The organism is Spongiactinospora sp. 9N601 (genome assembly GCF_044326295.1).
Classification (GTDB): domain Bacteria; phylum Actinomycetota; class Actinomycetes; order Streptosporangiales; family Streptosporangiaceae; genus Spongiactinospora; species Spongiactinospora gelatinilytica.
Genome location: NZ_JBIRBB010000006.1, coordinates 76,858 through 92,440 on the forward strand (window position 1 = coordinate 76,858; position 15,583 = coordinate 92,440).

At 71.5% G+C, this 15,583-nt stretch carries 14 protein-coding genes; 8 read left to right on the forward strand and 6 right to left on the reverse strand.

Features of this window, described 5'->3' with window-relative positions; genetic code table 11:
- The first annotated feature begins 119 nt into the window (after window positions 1-119).
- On the forward strand, window positions 120-593 hold the full coding sequence (locus tag ACH34R_RS15330) for a hypothetical protein (RefSeq protein ID WP_199537259.1): 474 nt from the start codon (window positions 120-122) through the stop codon (window positions 591-593).
- Window positions 594-652: 59 nt separating this feature from the next.
- On the opposite strand, the gene ACH34R_RS15335 is transcribed toward ACH34R_RS15330, so the two are convergent.
- Window positions 653-1,057 (reverse strand): hypothetical protein, encoded by a 405-nt coding sequence (locus tag ACH34R_RS15335; protein WP_397562079.1) that lies wholly within the window; start codon window positions 1,055-1,057, stop codon window positions 653-655.
- A gap of 205 nt (window positions 1,058-1,262) precedes the next feature.
- On the opposite strand from ACH34R_RS15335, the gene sigJ reads away from it, so the two are divergent.
- On the forward strand, window positions 1,263-2,234 hold the full coding sequence (gene sigJ / locus ACH34R_RS15340; RefSeq protein WP_397562080.1) for an RNA polymerase sigma factor SigJ: 972 nt from the start codon (window positions 1,263-1,265) through the stop codon (window positions 2,232-2,234).
- 23 nt (window positions 2,235-2,257) lie between these two features.
- Window positions 2,258-2,815, forward strand: a complete 558-nt coding sequence (locus tag ACH34R_RS15345; protein ID WP_397562081.1) for a hypothetical protein — start codon at window positions 2,258-2,260, stop codon at window positions 2,813-2,815.
- A gap of 9 nt (window positions 2,816-2,824) precedes the next feature.
- Here the strand turns inward: ACH34R_RS15345 and ACH34R_RS15350 are convergent, their stop codons facing one another.
- On the reverse strand, window positions 2,825-4,795 hold the full coding sequence (locus tag ACH34R_RS15350) for a trypsin-like peptidase domain-containing protein (RefSeq protein ID WP_397562082.1): 1,971 nt from the start codon (window positions 4,793-4,795) through the stop codon (window positions 2,825-2,827).
- 181 nt (window positions 4,796-4,976) lie between these two features.
- Here ACH34R_RS15350 and ACH34R_RS15355 point away from each other — a divergent pair, with 181 nt between their 5' ends.
- The 3 genes from ACH34R_RS15355 to ACH34R_RS15365 all read left to right on the forward strand — a co-directional run bounded on the left by ACH34R_RS15355 (window position 4,977) and on the right by ACH34R_RS15365 (window position 8,727).
- The gene (locus tag ACH34R_RS15355; RefSeq protein WP_397562083.1) at window positions 4,977-5,129 is read left to right on the forward strand and encodes a hypothetical protein; all 153 of its coding nucleotides are present in this window, start codon (window positions 4,977-4,979) and stop codon (window positions 5,127-5,129) included.
- Entirely contained in the window at window positions 5,116-6,492 is a 1,377-nt protein-coding gene (locus ACH34R_RS15360) for a YcaO-like family protein (RefSeq protein WP_397562084.1), read from the forward strand. The genes ACH34R_RS15355 and ACH34R_RS15360 overlap by 14 nt, the downstream gene beginning before the upstream one ends.
- An 87-nt stretch (window positions 6,493-6,579) precedes the next feature.
- Window positions 6,580-8,727, forward strand: coding sequence for an NACHT domain-containing protein (locus ACH34R_RS15365; protein ID WP_397562085.1), 2,148 nt, complete (start codon window positions 6,580-6,582; stop codon window positions 8,725-8,727).
- 147 nt (window positions 8,728-8,874) lie between these two features.
- On the opposite strand, the gene ACH34R_RS15370 is transcribed toward ACH34R_RS15365, so the two are convergent.
- Window positions 8,875-9,555: a hypothetical protein gene (locus ACH34R_RS15370; protein ID WP_397562086.1), complete on the reverse strand. Its 681-nt coding sequence runs from the start codon at window positions 9,553-9,555 to the stop codon at window positions 8,875-8,877.
- A 279-nt stretch (window positions 9,556-9,834) separates the two neighbouring features.
- On the opposite strand from ACH34R_RS15370, the gene ACH34R_RS15375 reads away from it, so the two are divergent.
- Window positions 9,835-10,710: a siderophore-interacting protein gene (locus ACH34R_RS15375; protein ID WP_397562087.1), complete on the forward strand. Its 876-nt coding sequence runs from the start codon at window positions 9,835-9,837 to the stop codon at window positions 10,708-10,710.
- A gap of 490 nt (window positions 10,711-11,200) precedes the next feature.
- Here ACH34R_RS15375 and ACH34R_RS15380 read toward each other — a convergent pair whose 3' ends face one another.
- A complete protein-coding gene (locus ACH34R_RS15380) occupies window positions 11,201-12,211 on the reverse strand; it encodes an RNA polymerase subunit sigma-70 (protein ID WP_397562088.1) in 1,011 nt (336 codons plus the stop codon).
- Window positions 12,212-12,338: 127 nt separating this feature from the next.
- Here ACH34R_RS15380 and gdhA point away from each other — a divergent pair, with 127 nt between their 5' ends.
- Complete coding sequence (gdhA, locus tag ACH34R_RS15385; protein ID WP_397562089.1) at window positions 12,339-13,703, forward strand: NADP-specific glutamate dehydrogenase; 1,365 nt, start codon at window positions 12,339-12,341, stop codon at window positions 13,701-13,703.
- Window positions 13,704-13,761: 58 nt separating this feature from the next.
- Here the strand turns inward: gdhA and ACH34R_RS15390 are convergent, their stop codons facing one another.
- Window positions 13,762-14,661, reverse strand: coding sequence for a carbohydrate ABC transporter permease (locus tag ACH34R_RS15390; protein ID WP_397562090.1), 900 nt, complete (start codon window positions 14,659-14,661; stop codon window positions 13,762-13,764).
- Entirely contained in the window at window positions 14,661-15,572 is a 912-nt protein-coding gene (locus ACH34R_RS15395; RefSeq protein WP_397562091.1) for a carbohydrate ABC transporter permease, read from the reverse strand. Before ACH34R_RS15395 ends, ACH34R_RS15390 begins: the two co-directional genes overlap by 1 nt.
- Window positions 15,573-15,583 lie beyond the last annotated feature (11 nt).

Here is a 15,583-nt window from a genome sequence, read left to right on the forward strand (position 1 = left end):
GCCGCCCGCACGATGTCACAGGCTGCCCCCGCCTGGTCGTCCTATCGGGCGAAGAGATCGATGGTCGCGCGAACGCGGCGGTGGCGGCGGCGCGCCGCGCGGCGGAAGGGAGAACAGGAATGCTGAAGGGCCACAACGGTCCCGCAAAGTTCTTCATCGGGCTGGCCACGGTGGTCAGTGCCATGATGATGCTGGTCTTCGGTGTGTGGATGCGCATCGACCCGGCGAGTTTCGCGGAGTTCGCCCAGTTCCCCAATCATGTCCATTTCCTGCATGACGCCGGGGTGTTCCAAATCGGCATCGGCCTGATGCTGCTGTGCGCGCTGGTGTGGCGGGACGTGCTCTCGATCGTGCTGGTCGGGTTCTTCGTCACCAACAGCCTGCACGCGGTGAACCACGCCACCGACCTCGAACTCGGTGGCAGCCCGCAGACCTGGTGGCAGCTCGGGCTCGTGTCCCTGCTCTCACTGGCCGGGCTGGTGGTCCACCGCAGGCAGGTCGGCGCGGCGCGGGAGCGGGCCAAGGCCGAGGCTCGCGCGGAAACCCGCGCCACCACCCCCTCCGCGGCGCACCGGACCGGCGTCCGGATGTGAGCCGGTGCGGGAATCCCGCGCGGCCCGGCTTCCGGTTCTCCGGAGGCCGGGCCGCGCGGTCATTGCCGCACCCGCAGCCGGGTCAGCAGCAGCCCGTTCTCGTGGACCTCGACCTCGAAGACGCCGGGGATGCCGGCCGTGAGGGTCAGCGTCGAGGGGCGTCCGGCGACCAGTTCGGCCGTGCGGTCGTAGCCGTGTACGTGCAGTTCGTCGGCGACGTCCGAGGTCACCACGATCTGGACGGTCTCGCCGGTGCGCGCCTCGACCAGGTCGGGCCCGGTCACCTTGTCACCGCCCACCACGACGAACAGATGCCGCTGAGCCGCGTGCTGCGAACTGCCCGCGGTCTCGGGCGCGGCACTTCGCCCGCACCCCGCCGTCACCAGCAGCCCGGCCGCCAGCACCGCCGCACCCACGGCGCGCAGACGGTTCCCGCGCCGGGCGTTCGCCCATGTCAAGGCCATTCCACCTGCTCCCTCCTGCGTCCCCGGCGGAGTACCGGGCCGCGCCACGATCAGACGCCCTCCCGCCGCCCGCTGTGACACGCGGGCCGCGGCACCGGATTCGGCCGGGAGATCGGGCCCCGGATGTCACACCGTGGGCCGCCTTTCTGTCTCATGAGCGAACGCCCGCGTGAGCGGAAGGCAGGGGGACGGAAGTGAACGCAGCATGACCTCGTACGACGCGATGACCGAACGGCCCGCCGGAGGAGCCGCGGAAGAGCGCGGCGGCCGGGAACCGGGGAGGGGACACGTGGTGGGCGGCGACATCGCGAACCAGCCGCCGGCCGTGGCCGTCTTCGCGGCCAATCGCAACCTGCTGTTCGCCGCGGCCTACGACATCCTCGGCAGCGTGGCCGACGCCGAGGACGTCGTCCAGGACACCTGGTTGCGCTGGGAGAAGGTGGACCACGCCAAGATCGAGCATCCGCGGGCCTACCTGATGCGGATCGCGGTGCACCGCGCGGTGGAGCACCTGCGCAAGGTACGCAGGCTCCGGGAGGACTACATCGGCCCGTGGCTGCCGGAACCGCTGTGGACCGAGGAGGACGCGGCCGAGCGGCTGGAACGCCGTGGCGGCCTCGCGCTCGGCCTGCTCGTCGTGCTGGAGACGCTGTCGCCGCTGGAGCGGGCGGCGTTCGTGCTCAGGGAGGCGTTCGCCTACGAGTACGACGAGATCGCGGGGATCCTGGACAGGACGCCCGCCGCCATCCGCCAGTTGGTGCACCGGGCGCGGGGGCACGTCCACGCGCGGCGGCCGCGTTTCAGCGCCGATCAGCAGGACGCCCAGGTGGCGGCCGAGCGGTTCGTGGACGCGGCCGTCGGGGGCAGCATGTCCGGCCTGCTCGGCGTGCTGGCGCCCGAGGTGACCCTGTGGAACGACGGCGGCGGCCGGGCCCGCGCCGCGCTGCGGCCGGTACTGGGCGCGCCCAAGGTGGCCCGGCTGCTCGCCGCGGTCGGCCCTCGGTTCGCCGGGTACGAGGTGCGCTGGGCGCGTCCGGGCGGGAGCCCGACCGCGCTGGTGATCGACGGCGGCAGGCCCATCGTGGTGGTCACCATCGACACCGACCCGTCCGGAAGGGTGCGCGACATCTACGGCATGGCCAACCCGGACAAGCTCGCCCACTTGGCCCGTAACTAAGCAATTGGAAGAGGGATGCAGAGATGCCGAAGGTCCTGGAGAGCTTCATACCCCGGCCACTGGCCGGTGAGCGCCATGAGCTGCACATCAGGCAATCGCCGGAGTCGGTCTGGCGGGCGCTGAACACCCTGTCTCCGGGGGATCTTCCGCTGGTAGGGATGCTCATGGGCATCCGGTCGTTACCGGCGAAAGGCGCCGCCGCCTTCGCCAACGAGGCGCCGAGCATGATCAACACCATGATCCGGCGGGGCTGGTTCCAACTGGCCGACGAGCCACAGCGGTACGTCGTGCTCGGCTCGATCAGCCAGTTCTGGCGGCTGCGCTCGGAGAACCACCGGCGATCGTGCCCGCCGGAGCGGTTCCGGGACTACACACTGCCGGGCTTCGCCAAGTCGGCGTCGGTGTTCGAGGTGATTCCCGCCGGGGAGGGCACCCTGCTGCGCACCGAGACCTGGATTTCGGCCGACGACGCCACCGCCCGGCGCAGGATGCTGGCGTACTGGCGGCTGATCCGCCCCTTCAGCGGCGCGATCCGCCGCCTCATGCTGCACGCCATCGCGAAGAAGGCGGCCACCTCGTAGCCCTCGGCTTCAGGTGGGGGCCGGGGAGGCGAGCGAGGTCCCGATCACCTGGGCGACCTCGGGGTGGGCCAGGTACTCCTCGATGTCGTGGGCCCGGCTCGCCGGGTTGGCGACCGGGATCTCGGCCGGCTCGCCTGGCCAGTGGCCGCGCAGCGGGCAGGCGATGGCGACCGGATCGAGCGGGCACCAGGTGTTGACCCAGCGGGCCACCCGCTCCGGACGCCTCGGGCCGCCGGCGAGCAGCCGCCGGTTGACGGCGTCCATGCCGAGCGGGCTGCCCGCCGTGACCAGGAGTTCGACGTCGGCGCGCGGGCCGAGGCGGGTGAGCAGGTCCATCGCGACCACCGTGCCGAGGCTGTGGCTGACCAGGACCAGCCGGCCGTCCTGCGGCATCGCCTGGAGCACGCAGTCCAGGACGGCCTCGCGGATCCGCTGGTCGTCGAGGTAGGCGGCCACGTCCCCGAAGATCCCGGCGATCACCAGCCGGTCCAGGCCGGTGGTGCCGGCCAGCCAGCTCAACCCCTGGTGCACGGCGTCGGCGAGCCCTTCCGCCGTGGCGGGCCCTTCCGGGGGCATCCCGGCCCTGGCCGACGCCTCGACGATCAGCTCCCCGTACAGCCGCCGCGCGGCGGCGGAACCCGGCGCCCCGGCCGCGACGGCATCGCCGGAGACCTCCCATACCGGGTGCGGGCGGGACTCCTGGGCGCGCATGGCCTCGGCGAGCCGCGGCGCGTAGTAGGGGAACCAGACGTCTTCCGGGGCGACGGGAGCCAGGCCCGCCCGGGTGAGCCCGCCGTTCAGCCCGGCGGCCCAGTACCGGCGAAGCCGCGCGGGGTCCTGCCCCGGCTGATCCCGGCCATGCAGGAACACCAGCCGCCGCCCCTCACCCGACCCACTGCGCCCCACGGCCGGCCCGATCCCGCTTTGTTGCGCCCTCGGTGCGCTGCTCACCTTGACGGGCGGGGCGGCGGTGGTGTGCTGGAGGCCGGACTCCGGGCCCATTTCGGCGAGGAAGGCCCGGGTGGCGTCGTCCAGGGGCAGAGCGGCGAGGTGTTTGAGGATGGCGCTGATCCGGACGCCCTCGTTGGAGATCCAGTGGACGGCGTCGTCGCCGTCCCCCTCCTCCCAGACGCGCCCGTCGCGGCGCAGGATCCGCCCCTTGTCGTCGGTCTCCGGCACGCCGCTGTGGTGCAGCGCCGTAACCTCCCACTGGTCGTTGAACACCGGGGAACCCGAGCTGCCCGGCTCGGTGTCGGCCTGGTACTGGACGAACGCGTCCAGCCGTACCTCAAGCCGGTTCTCCCGGATGGAGATCTCCTTCAGCCGGCCGTTGGGATGTCCGATGATGTTGACCGGCTCTCCGATGACCAGCTTGCCGGTCTGGACGCTGAGCCTGTTCCAGCCGAAGGTCTCGCCCGCCGGGCGGCCGTCGGCGCCCGGGGCCACCAGGACCAGCGCGAAGTCGAGGTCGGGGTGGGCGATGAAGAACGCGCCGGGGTCGAGGGCGAACCGTGTCGACACACCCGGCACGTTGTCGATGGTGACCTGCGCGTCGAACTCCGCGATCGCCTGCCGCGCCGCCGCGGCGTCGGGGAACACGTGGTGGTTGGTCAGCAGCAGCCGCGGTGACACCAGGAAGCCGGTGCCGATCGGGAGTTCGCGGCCGGACTCGCAAGCCGAGATCCGCGCGACGGTCCGCGCGGCCCGCACGCCGCGCGGCAGGAAGCTCCACGCCTGCAGATCCTTGGCCACCCCGACGATGCGCTCGTGCATTCTGGGCCGGTCCAGGCTGTCGCCCCTGGTGGCATCCAGTGCCGCCTCGACCGGCACGCTGTTGCGCTGGATGAGGCGGGTGGCGCGGGCGGCGAGCATGTCGGGGGAGTCGGGGAAGGTCTCGCCGCGCTCCCGCCGCCGGCGCGCCTCGTGGCGTTCGGGATCACTGCGACGGTACCGCTCGGCGGCCGCCCTGCTGTGCCCCACCCTGTTTTCCCGGACTTCTGGTGAAATATCCATGACGGTCCGCCGCTTCGAGTATCCGTCGCCTCCCCTAATACCCGCCCAGGTTTCCTCGCACGCCCAGCGTCCAGCAAATTCCTCGCTAAATCCTGTTAACTCGTAATAGAGGGATAGAATGGTAGGCGAAATACAGGGGGAGGGTCTCATGGGAAAAGTAGTCGATTACATCCCGGCCGAGTCTCTGGACCGGCGGACTCAGCACCTGACCCAGGCCGAGATCGACATACTGGCCGATCTGCTCGCGGCGCCGGAGCGGGAAACCGAGCCGGCCGCGACGAGCCGCGATGCCGCGCGCTAGACGCGACCTGGATTCCGCGGCCCGCCGTACCGCCTGGGAGGACGCCGTTCTCACCGGCGCGCACGAGCGGGCCGTGCCGCCGGCCGAGGCCGCCCGCAGAGTCGCGGCGGCCTCGGCCGCGCTGGGCCTGCGGGCCGAACTGGTGGACGTGGGCGAGGGCCGCGATCCCACCGCGTGGTGGTGCGGGCTGCTCGCCCGTACCGCGGACGGCCCGCCGGTCGCGTCCGGAATGGGAAAGGGACACCCGGAGCAGGCCCGGGTGGGCGCGAGCTTCGAGGCGGTCGAGCACTACCTGACCGGCCCGGCCGGGTTCGACCCCGCCGCACTGACGCCGGTCGCGCCCGCTCGCGCCGCCGCCGGGCCGCTGCGCGCGGAGTCCTGCGCGCCGCTGCTGGCCCGCATGCCCGGCAGCCGCATGGCCTGCCTGCGCTACCGCGCCTTCGGCGGGGGAGCGGCGCTGCCGGTGCCGTTGTTCCTGTCCGCCCCCTGGTACACCGAGACCGGCGCGGCCGGGCTGCGCGACCTGGCCGGCGACGACTGCGACTACACCCACCTGATGCGCTACGCCTGCAACAGCGGCTCGGCCGCCGGGGTGAACGCGGCCGAGGCGCTGCTGCACGCGCTCAACGAGGTGATCGAGCGCGACGCGCTGTCCCTGCTCCTGGTGCGGGCCTTCCTCTGCCAGGCGGGCCCCGCGCTCAGGCTCATCGACCCGGCGACGCTTCCGTACGGCCTGGCGCGGGCGCACGCGACGGCGGAGGACCTCACCGGATCACCGGTGTACCTGCTGGACATCACCAGCGACGTCGCGGTGCCGACGATGCTGGCCTACACCGTCCCGACCGGCCGCCGTCCGCACCGGCGCGGCAGCGGGACCTCGCTCAGCCCGGGCCACGCGGCCTGGCGCGCGCTCACCGAACTCGTCCAGACCACCCTGGGCGAGACCTGGTCGCGCCCCGCCACCCCGCCGCGTACCGATCTGGCCGGACTGGCGGCGTATCCGGCGCTGCGCGCCTGCGGCCGGTTCGACCTCACCGGCCCGCTGCGCGCGGCACGCCCGGTGCCCTTCCCACAGGCGGCCGGGCCGCCCCCGCCGATCCGGGCCCAGATCCGCACGGTGGTCGCGACGCTGGCCGCCCGGGGCCGCCCGGCCTACCGGCGCACGGTCCGCGCGCCGGCGTGCGGCGTCACCGCCGTCCATGTGATCGTGCCGGGGCTGGAGCGGTTCATGCTGGTCACCGACGGCAACCTGGTGGTGCCCGGTCCCCGGGGACGGGCCGCCGTGTCCGTCGCGGAAAACTCCGGACGTTTCCTGAACACCCCAGGTTTCCCGCCCGATTCCATCGCGTTGACCGCCCCCTGAACCGGCGAACCACTTTTTCCGCATTCTCGACCATGCGCAGAGAATCGATGATCCTGGGCCCGGCGGAAACGTGAGCATAATGGGTTCATGGCTGGCCGGTACTGGCGGCACAATCGCAGGGCCAGGGCGTCCGTGGCCATCGGCGTTCTGCTCTTGGCGCTGTCGGTCGCCTTTCTCACCCTGGCCCCGCACCTGCACGGAGGCGTGGCCGTTTCGGTCGGCACGGCCTCGCTCATGGCGGCCACGATCAGCGTGGTGACGCTGGGCAACAGCCTCATGCAGTTCCTGACCTGGTGGCGCAGGCGCGCCACGCCGCCGCCCGCGCCCACCTCCGCCGACATCGGCACCGCCAAGGACATCCTGGCCGGCCTGGTGGCCCAGCAGTGGCGCGACGAGACGGTGCTGCGCTCGCTGTGCGACCCCGAGCCCATGCCGCTGCCCTGGCGTTCCACCGAACACCGCGAACTGGCCGACCACCCCGAGATCATCGCCAGGGGCACGGTGGCCTTCCCCGGTCTGGGCGTCCACATCGAGGACATGGCCCGCAACTTCCGCGCGCTGCGCAGCCGCAGGCTCGTCATCCTGGGCGGCCCGGGCACCGGCAAGACGACCCTGGCCGTGCAACTGGTCCTCGAACTGCTGCGCACCCGGGAGCCCGACGAGCACGTGCCGGTACTGCTGTCGGCCGCCCGCTGGGACGACCGGCTGCACCCGCGGATCCAGGACTGGCTGGCCGAGAGCCTGGCGATGGACTACCCCGCGCTGCGCGCGGAGGGCCTCGGCCCCGCCATCCCCGAGACGCTCGTGGCCCGCGGTGAGGTGCTGCCCGTCATCGACGGGCTGGACGAGCTGCCCGACCATGCCCGCGCCGCCATGCTGGCCGCGCTCAACCGCTCGATGTGCGAGAACGACCAGCTCATCCTCACCTGCCGGACGGAGCAGTTCGCCGAGTCCGTGCACGAGATCGGCGACGTCCTGACCGCGGCGGCGGTCATCGAACCGCAGGCCATGACCGCCGCCGCGGCGGCCGAGTACCTGCGGGCGTGCCTGCCCCCCGTGCCGCCCCCGTCCTGGCCGCGGGTCCTGGACGAGCTGCGCGCGGGCGCCGTACCGGCCCTGTCGGAGGTCACCTCCACGTCCCTGGGGCTCTGGCTGGTCCGCGCCACCTACATCGCGCCCCGGGTGGACCCCGCCCCGCTGCTGGCACTCGGCCGCGGCAGTGCGGCCGACCTGCACGACCACCTGTGCGACCAGCTCATCCCCGCCCTGGTGAGCGCGCGCCCGCCCGCCGACGGCCCATCGCAGCCGTTCCGGCCGCAGCACGCGTGGCGGGCCGACCAGGTCGGCCGCTGGCTGACGTACCTGTCCCGCCAGCTCACCATCGGCAAGGAGGACTCACGGGACGTCGCCTGGTGGCACCTGGCCCGGCACACGCCGAGCCGCGGCGTGCGGATCGGAGCCGGCCTGGCCAGTGGCGCGGTGGTCGGGGTGGTGTTCACGGCGCTGACCGGATCGGCGCTCGTCGGGGCGCTGATCGGCATGCCGGTCGCGGGCGTGGTCATGCTCGTCACCGGGTCCTGGTTCACCGAGTCGCCGGGACACGCCGACTTCCAGGTCCGCGGCAGGCTGTCGGACCTGCTGCGGGTGCTGCGCGACGGGCTGTTCGTCGGTGCCCTGGGCGCCCTGGTCGGCTGGCTGATGGGCCGCTCCGTGGGCGGCCCGGACGTCGGCTTGAGCGCGGCCTGGCAGATCGGGCTGCTGTCCGGCATCGGGTTCGTCGTGGTGCTCAGCCTGATCCGCTGGGTCGAGCACCCCACCACCGAGGCCACCGCGAGATCCCCGCGCTCGACCTGGCGGGCCGACCGGAACCTGACGGTGATCCGCATCGTCAGCGGGCTCGTGGTCGGGATGATGGGCGGGGCCATCGCGCTGAAGGCCCAGCTCAGCCCGAGTGTGGCGATCGTGGGCGGGCTGCTGCTCGGCCTGCTGTTCGGGCTCTTGCTGGGCAGCCACCACGCGTGGCTGGCCTACAAGCTGACGATCCCGCGCCTGGCCTCCAGGGGGCGGCTGCCGCTGCGGGCGATGGGCTTCCTGGACGACGCCCACCGCCTGGGCCTGCTGCGCACCGAGGGCCCGTACTACCAGTTCCGGCACATCGAACTCCAGCAGCACCTCGCACGAGGCCAGGACACCACCCCAGCCGAGAAACCACGCCCCGCCTCACCACTGCCCTGACCCGACCGCCGCCTCACCGCCGCCTTGGCCCGGACACCGTCTCACTGCCGCCTTGCCCCGGGTGGTGGGTCAGTACTGCCTTGGCCCGCGCGTCGCCTCACCACTGCCCTGACCCGGCCGTCGCCTCACTTTGCCCCGGATGCCGGCTCACCGGTGCCTCGACTCGGACGTCGGCTCACCGGACCACCCGGCCTGCCTGGCGGCCACTCCGTCGAGCACGATGCCGAGCTTGCGCCGCAGGTGCTCCCTGGGCGCCTCGGCGATCTCCACGACGGCGGCCCGGACGCCGGGGGAGTACAGCTCCAGCGAGGCGGTCATCGCCGCCGACAGCCGGCTCGGCTCGGCCGGGTCGCGTAGCCGGGCCATCTGGGCCGCGCCGTCGTGGACCAGGTCGACCACCGCGTCCACCGCGAGCACCGCCTCCGCCACCGGGAAGCCGAGCCCCATCAGGCCCTGCACCAGTTGCTCGAAGCGGCGGCTCGCGATCCCCGCCAGCCCGGACGAACCCTCGGGAACCAGACCGGCGTAGCGGGTGAGCAGGTCCAGCCGGGTCGCCGCCTCCGCCTCCAGGTACGCCCGCCAGCCCCGCTCGGGCGAGGGCGTGGGAGTGGCCGCGAACACCGTCTCGACGGCGGCGGTCACCAGGTCGTCGAGGCTGTCGATGTAGCGGTACAGGCTGGGGGGCGCGGCCCCGAGCGCGGCGGCGACCGCCGCGATGGAGACCTGTTCGATCCCGAGGTCCACAGCCGCCTGAACGATCTTCGCGCGGCTGAGCCGGGGCTTGGGGCCGGGGCGGTGACCGGCGCGCCGCGACGCTTCTGACAGCACGGTCCGAGCGTAATCCCTCGGGGCGAGAGAATTGCGAATCCGGTTTGCTATTAACTAAGGTGTGCCTTACCTAATGAGGAGGCGAGATGCGGCAAGCGGTCACGGACGCCCCGCGCCTGCCCCGGTCACGAATCCCGCACCGGCTACCGGCCGGACCGTCGTGGTCGGCGGCGGCCCGCTTGCCTATGCCCGGCGCATGACATGCGACGGCCGGCACGCCCGCACCGGAGCCGCCGTACGGCGGCTCTTCCGGAAACGATCTTTAGGAGCAACGACAGTATGAAGCGCTCGATGACCTTCACCGGCCTGCGCGTGACCGACGTCCATGACGTCACCCCGCACATGCGCAGGATCACCTTCGACGGCGACGGCCTGGCGGCGCTCCCGCACGTGGCCCCCGACCAGCAGGTGAAGCTGTTCTTCGCGCGCGACGGGGGCGTCCCCGAGGTGCCCGCGCCGGAGCAGGACGGCGACGTCGCCCGCTGGTACCGGCGGTACATGTCCATCCCCGAGCCTGTGCGGCCCTGGATGCGCACCTACTCGATCCGCCGCCACCTGCCCGAACTCGGGCAGGTCGAGATCGATTTTGCGATGCACGGCGAGGACGACAGCGCGGGACCCGCCACCCAATGGGCCGTACGGGCCCGGCCGGGCGACGTCATCGCCATGCTCGGTCCGTCGCCCAGCCAGTTCCGCGCCCCGATCGAGGGCGCGTGGAAACTGCTGGTGGGCGATGAGACCGCGCTGCCCGCCATCGGCGCCCTGCTGGAGGCGATGGAGCCGGGCGAGCGCGCCCTGGTGCTCGCCGAGGTCGCCGGACCGCAGGAGGAGCAGAAACTGCAGAGCGCGGCCGAGTTCGAGGTGCGCTGGCTGCACCGTGGCGCCACCCCGCCCGGCCGGGCCGCGCTGCTGCCCGAGGCGGTGCGCGCGGCCGAACTGCCGCCCGGCCCGGTGTTCGCGTGGGTGGCGGGGGAGGCGTCGGCCGTACGCGCGGTACGCAGGCACCTGGTGGAGGAGCGCGGCCTGGCCAAGAGTGCCGTGGCCTTCTGCGGCTACTGGCGGCTGCACCTGACCCAGGACGACGCCCCCACACCCGAGGAGACCGCCGAGAAGGCAGAGGAAATGGCCGAGGCCGGCATCGTGCCCATCAGGTGACACGGGTACGGAGACACGCACCCGCTCGGCCCACCCGGCACATCAGGCGCTCCGCGCAGGCCCTGAAGCGCTCGGCCCTCGCTACGCTCGGACGCTTTCTCGTGTCGGGCTTCGCCCGACGTTGATGTTCCTCGTGTGCCATGCGTTCCGGTCTCGGTACCTTTACGGCAGGCCCTCCCACCGCCGCCGCTCCCGCGCTGGCTGGCGTCCTTGGGCCTGGCGTTTTCCTTGTGTCGCCCTGCTCCCCGTGCCCAGCATCGCCGTCCCCCGGCCCCCCCAAGGCATGGCCCTCGCTACGCTCGGACGCTTTCTCGTGTCGGGCTTCGCCCGACGTTGATGTTCCCCGTGTCCCGTGGGTTCTGGTCTCGGTTTCCTTAGCGCCGCGCCGGGCTGGGCTGTGATCAGGCGGGCGCGGCGTGCGGACTTCGCATCGTCCCCTGCAACACCCGGAAGGGGGCCGGACACTTACCAAGGTGTCCGGCATTCTTCGCTAGGAGACTTGCGTGGGTGCGCCGAAAGCCTGTGCGATGTGTGGGTCGGTGAAGCCGGCGATCCAGGAGATTCGGCCGCCGCGCAGGTTGAGTACGCTCACCGCGCAGAGGGGGAAGTGGCGTCCGTCGTGGCGGTAGCAGGCGAAGGCCGGTTGGCCGTTGGCGGTGACGGGGAGCAGCCGCCATGGGGTGGCGAAGACGCGTTCGGACAGGAAGCGGCCCACGTCCGTGTGGCCCTCGAACCATGCGGGCAGTGGCGGCATGGTGATCCTGGCGTCCTCGGTGAGCAGGGCGAGCAGTGCCGGGACGTCGGCGTGCTCCCAGGCCGAGACGAACGCCGACACCAGGGCTCGGCGGCCGTCGCCGCCCAGGGCGGACAGTTCGGAGCGCTGGCTGGGGTCCGGGGTCCGCTGGTCCACCACCGCTCGTGCCCGTTGTAGCGCGCCGCCCACCGAGGCGGGGGTGGTGTCCAGCATCCCGGCGACCTCGGCCGCGCCGAATCCGAGTACGTCGCTCAGGATGAGCGTCGCGCGCTGGGTGCCGGGCAGTTGCTGCAACGCGGCCACGAAGGCCAGTTCGATGCTCTCGCGGCGCAGGTGCGCCGCCGGGTCGGGCGCATCTTGTTGCGACCGGGCGGGCAGTGGCTCGATCCAGACCGGGCCGGGCACGGGTTCTCCGAGGTCGTGGACGTCCTCGCGGGCCGGGCCGTACTCCTCGGAGAGCATCCGCCGCGGACGCCGCGCCGAGGCGCGCAGGCAGGCGTTGGTCGCCGACCGGAACAGCCAGGCGCGCACCGGGCCGTCGCCCTGGAAGCCGGCCAGGCCGCGCCAGGCGGCCACCAGCGATTCCCGCAGGGCGTCCTCGGCGTCGTGCGGCGAGCCGAGCATCCGGTAGCAGTGGGTGTAAAGCCCTCCGCGGTGCCGCCGCACCAGTTCCTCGAACGCCGCCTCATCGCCCCGCCGCGCACCGGCGAGCAGTCGTTCCTCATGCTCCGCACCGCTCTCGTTCACGCAGGCGATCCTGCCGTACGGCGGGGCCGCCCCGCCAGCGCGAATGCCAACCGTCGTATTCGCCCGGCGGCACGCCGAAGGCCGGGGCCGGCCCACTGCCGGGCGGCCCGTAAAGTGGGGGGCGCATATGACTGAGCTGGGAGAACACGTGTTGCATGAGAAACTGTCGTCGATCTACGACAATGTCCTTCGCCGCAACCCCGGTGAGATCGAGTTTCACCAAGCGGTACGCGAGGTGCTCGAAAGTATCGGCCCGGTTCTCGGAAAGCACCCCGAATACGCTGAATCGAAGATAATCGAGCGCATCTGCGAGCCCGAACGGCAGATCATCTTCCGTGTGCCGTGGCTGGACGACCGCGGCGAGGTGCAGATCAACCGTGGCTTCCGGGTCGAGTTCAACAGCGCGCTCGGCCCCTACAAGGGCGGCCTGCGCTTCCACCCCTCGGTCTATCTGGGCATCGTCAAGTTCCTCGGCTTCGAGCAGATTTTCAAGAACGGCCTGACGGGGCTGCCGATCGGCGGCGGCAAGGGCGGTTCGGACTTCGACCCCAAGGGTCGCTCCGACCGCGAGGTGATGCGTTTCTGCCAGAGCTTCATGACCGAGCTCTACCGGCACATCGGTGAGTACACCGACGTGCCTGCCGGCGACATCGGCGTCGGCGGGCGGGAGGTCGGTTACCTGTTCGGCCAGTACAAGCGGATCACCAACCGCTACGAGTCCGGCGTGATCACCGGCAAGGGCCTGGCGTACGGCGGGGCGCAGGTACGCAAGGAGGCCACCGGCTACGGGTGCGCCTTCTTCGTCGAGGAGATGCTGAAGTCGCGCGGCACGTCGTTCGACGGCAGGCGGGTCGTGGTCTCCGGCTCGGGCAACGTGGCCGTCTATAGCATCGAGAAGGTGACCCAGCTCGGCGGCCTGGTGGTGGCCTGCTCCGACTCCTCCGGCTACATCCTGGACGAGAAGGGCATCGACCTCGAACTCCTCAAGCAGATCAAGGAGGTCGAGCGCGCCCGGCTGGACGTCTACGCGGCGCGGCGCGGCGAGGGCGCCACGTTCGTGCCCGAGCGCAACGTCTGGGAGGTCCCGTGCGAGGTGGCGATGCCGTCCGCCACCCAGAACGAGATCACCGGCAAGGACGCCGCGGCCCTGGTGGCCGGCGGCCTGGTCGCGGTCGGCGAGGGCGCCAACATGCCGACCACGCCCGAGGGCATCAAGGTGTTCCTGGACGCGGGCGTCGCGTTCGGGCCGGGCAAGGCGGCCAACGCCGGCGGCGTGGCGACCAGCGCCCTGGAGATGCAGCAGAACGCCAGCCGCGACTCATGGACCTTCGAGTTCTCCGAGCTCCGGCTCCAGGAGATCATGAGCGACATCCACGACCGCTGCCTGCAGACCGCCGACGAGTACGGCATGCCGGGCAACTACGTGGCGGGCGCCAACATCGACGGCTTCCGCCGGGTCGCCGACGCGATGCTCGCCCTCGGCCTCATCTAGAGCCGAGATCTAGAACATACCCGGGCCGCCCGCGACATGATCGGCGGGCGGCCCGGCCTCACTTGAGCGCGCCCGCCGTCATGCCCGCCTGCACCCTGCCCTGCAACAGCGCGTAGACGATCAGAATCGGGGCCATGGCGATGGTGAGCCCGGCGAACAGCCCCGACCGGTCGCCCGCGTAGCCCTGCTCGACGGCGAGGTTGGCCAGGCCCTGGGCCAGTACGAACTTGCTGTCGTCGTTGACCAGTACGAGCGGGATCAGGTACTGGTTCCACTGGCCGATGAAGTTGAAGATCCCGACGCTGATCAGCCCCGGCTTGGCCATCGGCAGCATGATCTTGAAGAAGATCGCGGCCTCACCGCAGCCGTCCAGCTTGGCCGCCTCGGCGATCTCCTCGGGCAGCGTGCGGAAGAAGGCCACCAGGAAGAACACCGAGAACGGCAGCGAGTACGCGGTGTAGACCAGCACCAGGCCGGTCAGCGAGTTGCCGAGCCCCAGGTTCTGCACCACGAAGAACAGCGGGACCAGCGCCATGAAGACCGGGAACGTCATGCCGGCGATGAAGAAGTAATAGAGCGCGCTTCTGAGCCGGAACTCGAAACGGGCCAGCACGTACGCGGCCATCGCCGACAGCAGCAGGGTCAGCACGACGCCGCCCCCGACGACCAGGACGGTGTTGCCGAAGTACGTCCCGATCGACGCCGTCTCCCAGGCCCGGGCGAAGTTCTCCCAGCGCAGCGAACCCGGCAGCGACCACGGGTCGGCCACGATCTCCGGGTCGGACTTCAGCGAGCTGACCACGGCCCACAGCAGCGGCAGGATCGAGATGACGGCCCACAGGACCAGGAACGCCTGGGCGACCGCGATCGTCGGCCCCGCGCCCCGGCCGGAACGCGGCCTCCCCCGGCCGGTGGCGTCCCGCCGCCTGCTCACCCGGGCCCGCGTGGCGGTGGCCATCAGAACTCGATCCTCTCTTTGCGGGTCGCCCGCAGCGTGAACGCCGACAGGGCCAGGGTGACGACGAAGAGCACGACGCCCATCGCCGAGGCGTAGCCGAACCGGCCGTAGGAGAACGCGTTCTGGTAGAGGTAGAACGAGCCGACCTGGGTCGAGTCGTTCGGCCCGCCGCCGGTCATGATCTGGACGACGGCGAACGCGTCCAGCGCGGCGATGCCCAGGTAGACCGCGGCCGTCCGGATGTTCTCCCAGATCAGCGGGATCGTGATGCGGAAGAAGACCTGGGCCCTGGAGGCGCCGTCGAGCACCGCGGCCTCCAGCAGCGAGGCGGGGATCGCCTTGATGCCCGCGGTGAACAGCACGACGTAGAAGCCGATGCCGTTCCAGACCAGCACCGCGAGCACGGCCCAGAACGCCAGCCGTTCGTCACCGAGCCAGGACGGCTGGACCTCCTCCAGCCCGACGGCCCGCAGCGCGCCGTTGAGCAGGCCGTTGATCGGGTTGTAGATGTTCTTCCACAGCACGCCGATGATCGCGATCGACAGGACGTAAGGGAAGAAGTACACGACCCGGTAGAACTTCGCGCCCCGCACGCCCCGGATCTCCCCACTCCGGGGCCCGCCCGCCGCGTTGAGCATGAAGGCCAGGAACAACCCCACCCCGATGGTGACGATGGGCAACGTCACCAGCAGCAGCAGGTTGTTGCGAAGCGCCTGCCAGAACACCGGGTCGCCGAACAGTTCGGTGAAGTTGCCCAGGCCGATGAGCCCGATCTCGGCCGACAGGCCCCGCCAGTCGGTCAGGGCGATGTAGAACGCCTGAACGTACGGCGAGGCCACGAACACCGTGTACAACAGGACCGGCGCGGCGAGAAAGCCGATGATGACCCGGCGTTGGTGCGTCTTGCGCATGAAGTTGCTCG

What these genes read in the sequence shown, in the direction of transcription:
- ACH34R_RS15330 (WP_199537259.1), top strand. Translation starts at nt 120, where the DNA reads ATGCTGAAGGGCCACAACGGTCCCGCAAAGTTCTTCATCGGGCTGGCC.
- ACH34R_RS15335 (WP_397562079.1), bottom strand. Translation starts at nt 1,057, where the DNA reads ATGGCCTTGACATGGGCGAACGCCCGGCGCGGGAACCGTCTGCGCGCC.
- sigJ (WP_397562080.1), top strand. Translation starts at nt 1,263, where the DNA reads ATGACCTCGTACGACGCGATGACCGAACGGCCCGCCGGAGGAGCCGCG.
- ACH34R_RS15345 (WP_397562081.1), top strand. Translation starts at nt 2,258, where the DNA reads ATGCCGAAGGTCCTGGAGAGCTTCATACCCCGGCCACTGGCCGGTGAG.
- ACH34R_RS15355 (WP_397562083.1), top strand. Translation starts at nt 4,977, where the DNA reads ATGGGAAAAGTAGTCGATTACATCCCGGCCGAGTCTCTGGACCGGCGG.
- ACH34R_RS15360 (WP_397562084.1), top strand. Translation starts at nt 5,116, where the DNA reads ATGCCGCGCGCTAGACGCGACCTGGATTCCGCGGCCCGCCGTACCGCC.
- ACH34R_RS15365 (WP_397562085.1), top strand. Translation starts at nt 6,580, where the DNA reads ATGGCTGGCCGGTACTGGCGGCACAATCGCAGGGCCAGGGCGTCCGTG.
- ACH34R_RS15375 (WP_397562087.1), top strand. Translation starts at nt 9,835, where the DNA reads ATGAAGCGCTCGATGACCTTCACCGGCCTGCGCGTGACCGACGTCCAT.
- gdhA (WP_397562089.1), top strand. Translation starts at nt 12,339, where the DNA reads ATGACTGAGCTGGGAGAACACGTGTTGCATGAGAAACTGTCGTCGATC.
- ACH34R_RS15390 (WP_397562090.1), bottom strand. Translation starts at nt 14,661, where the DNA reads ATGGCCACCGCCACGCGGGCCCGGGTGAGCAGGCGGCGGGACGCCACC.
- ACH34R_RS15395 (WP_397562091.1), bottom strand. Translation starts at nt 15,572, where the DNA reads ATGCGCAAGACGCACCAACGCCGGGTCATCATCGGCTTTCTCGCCGCG.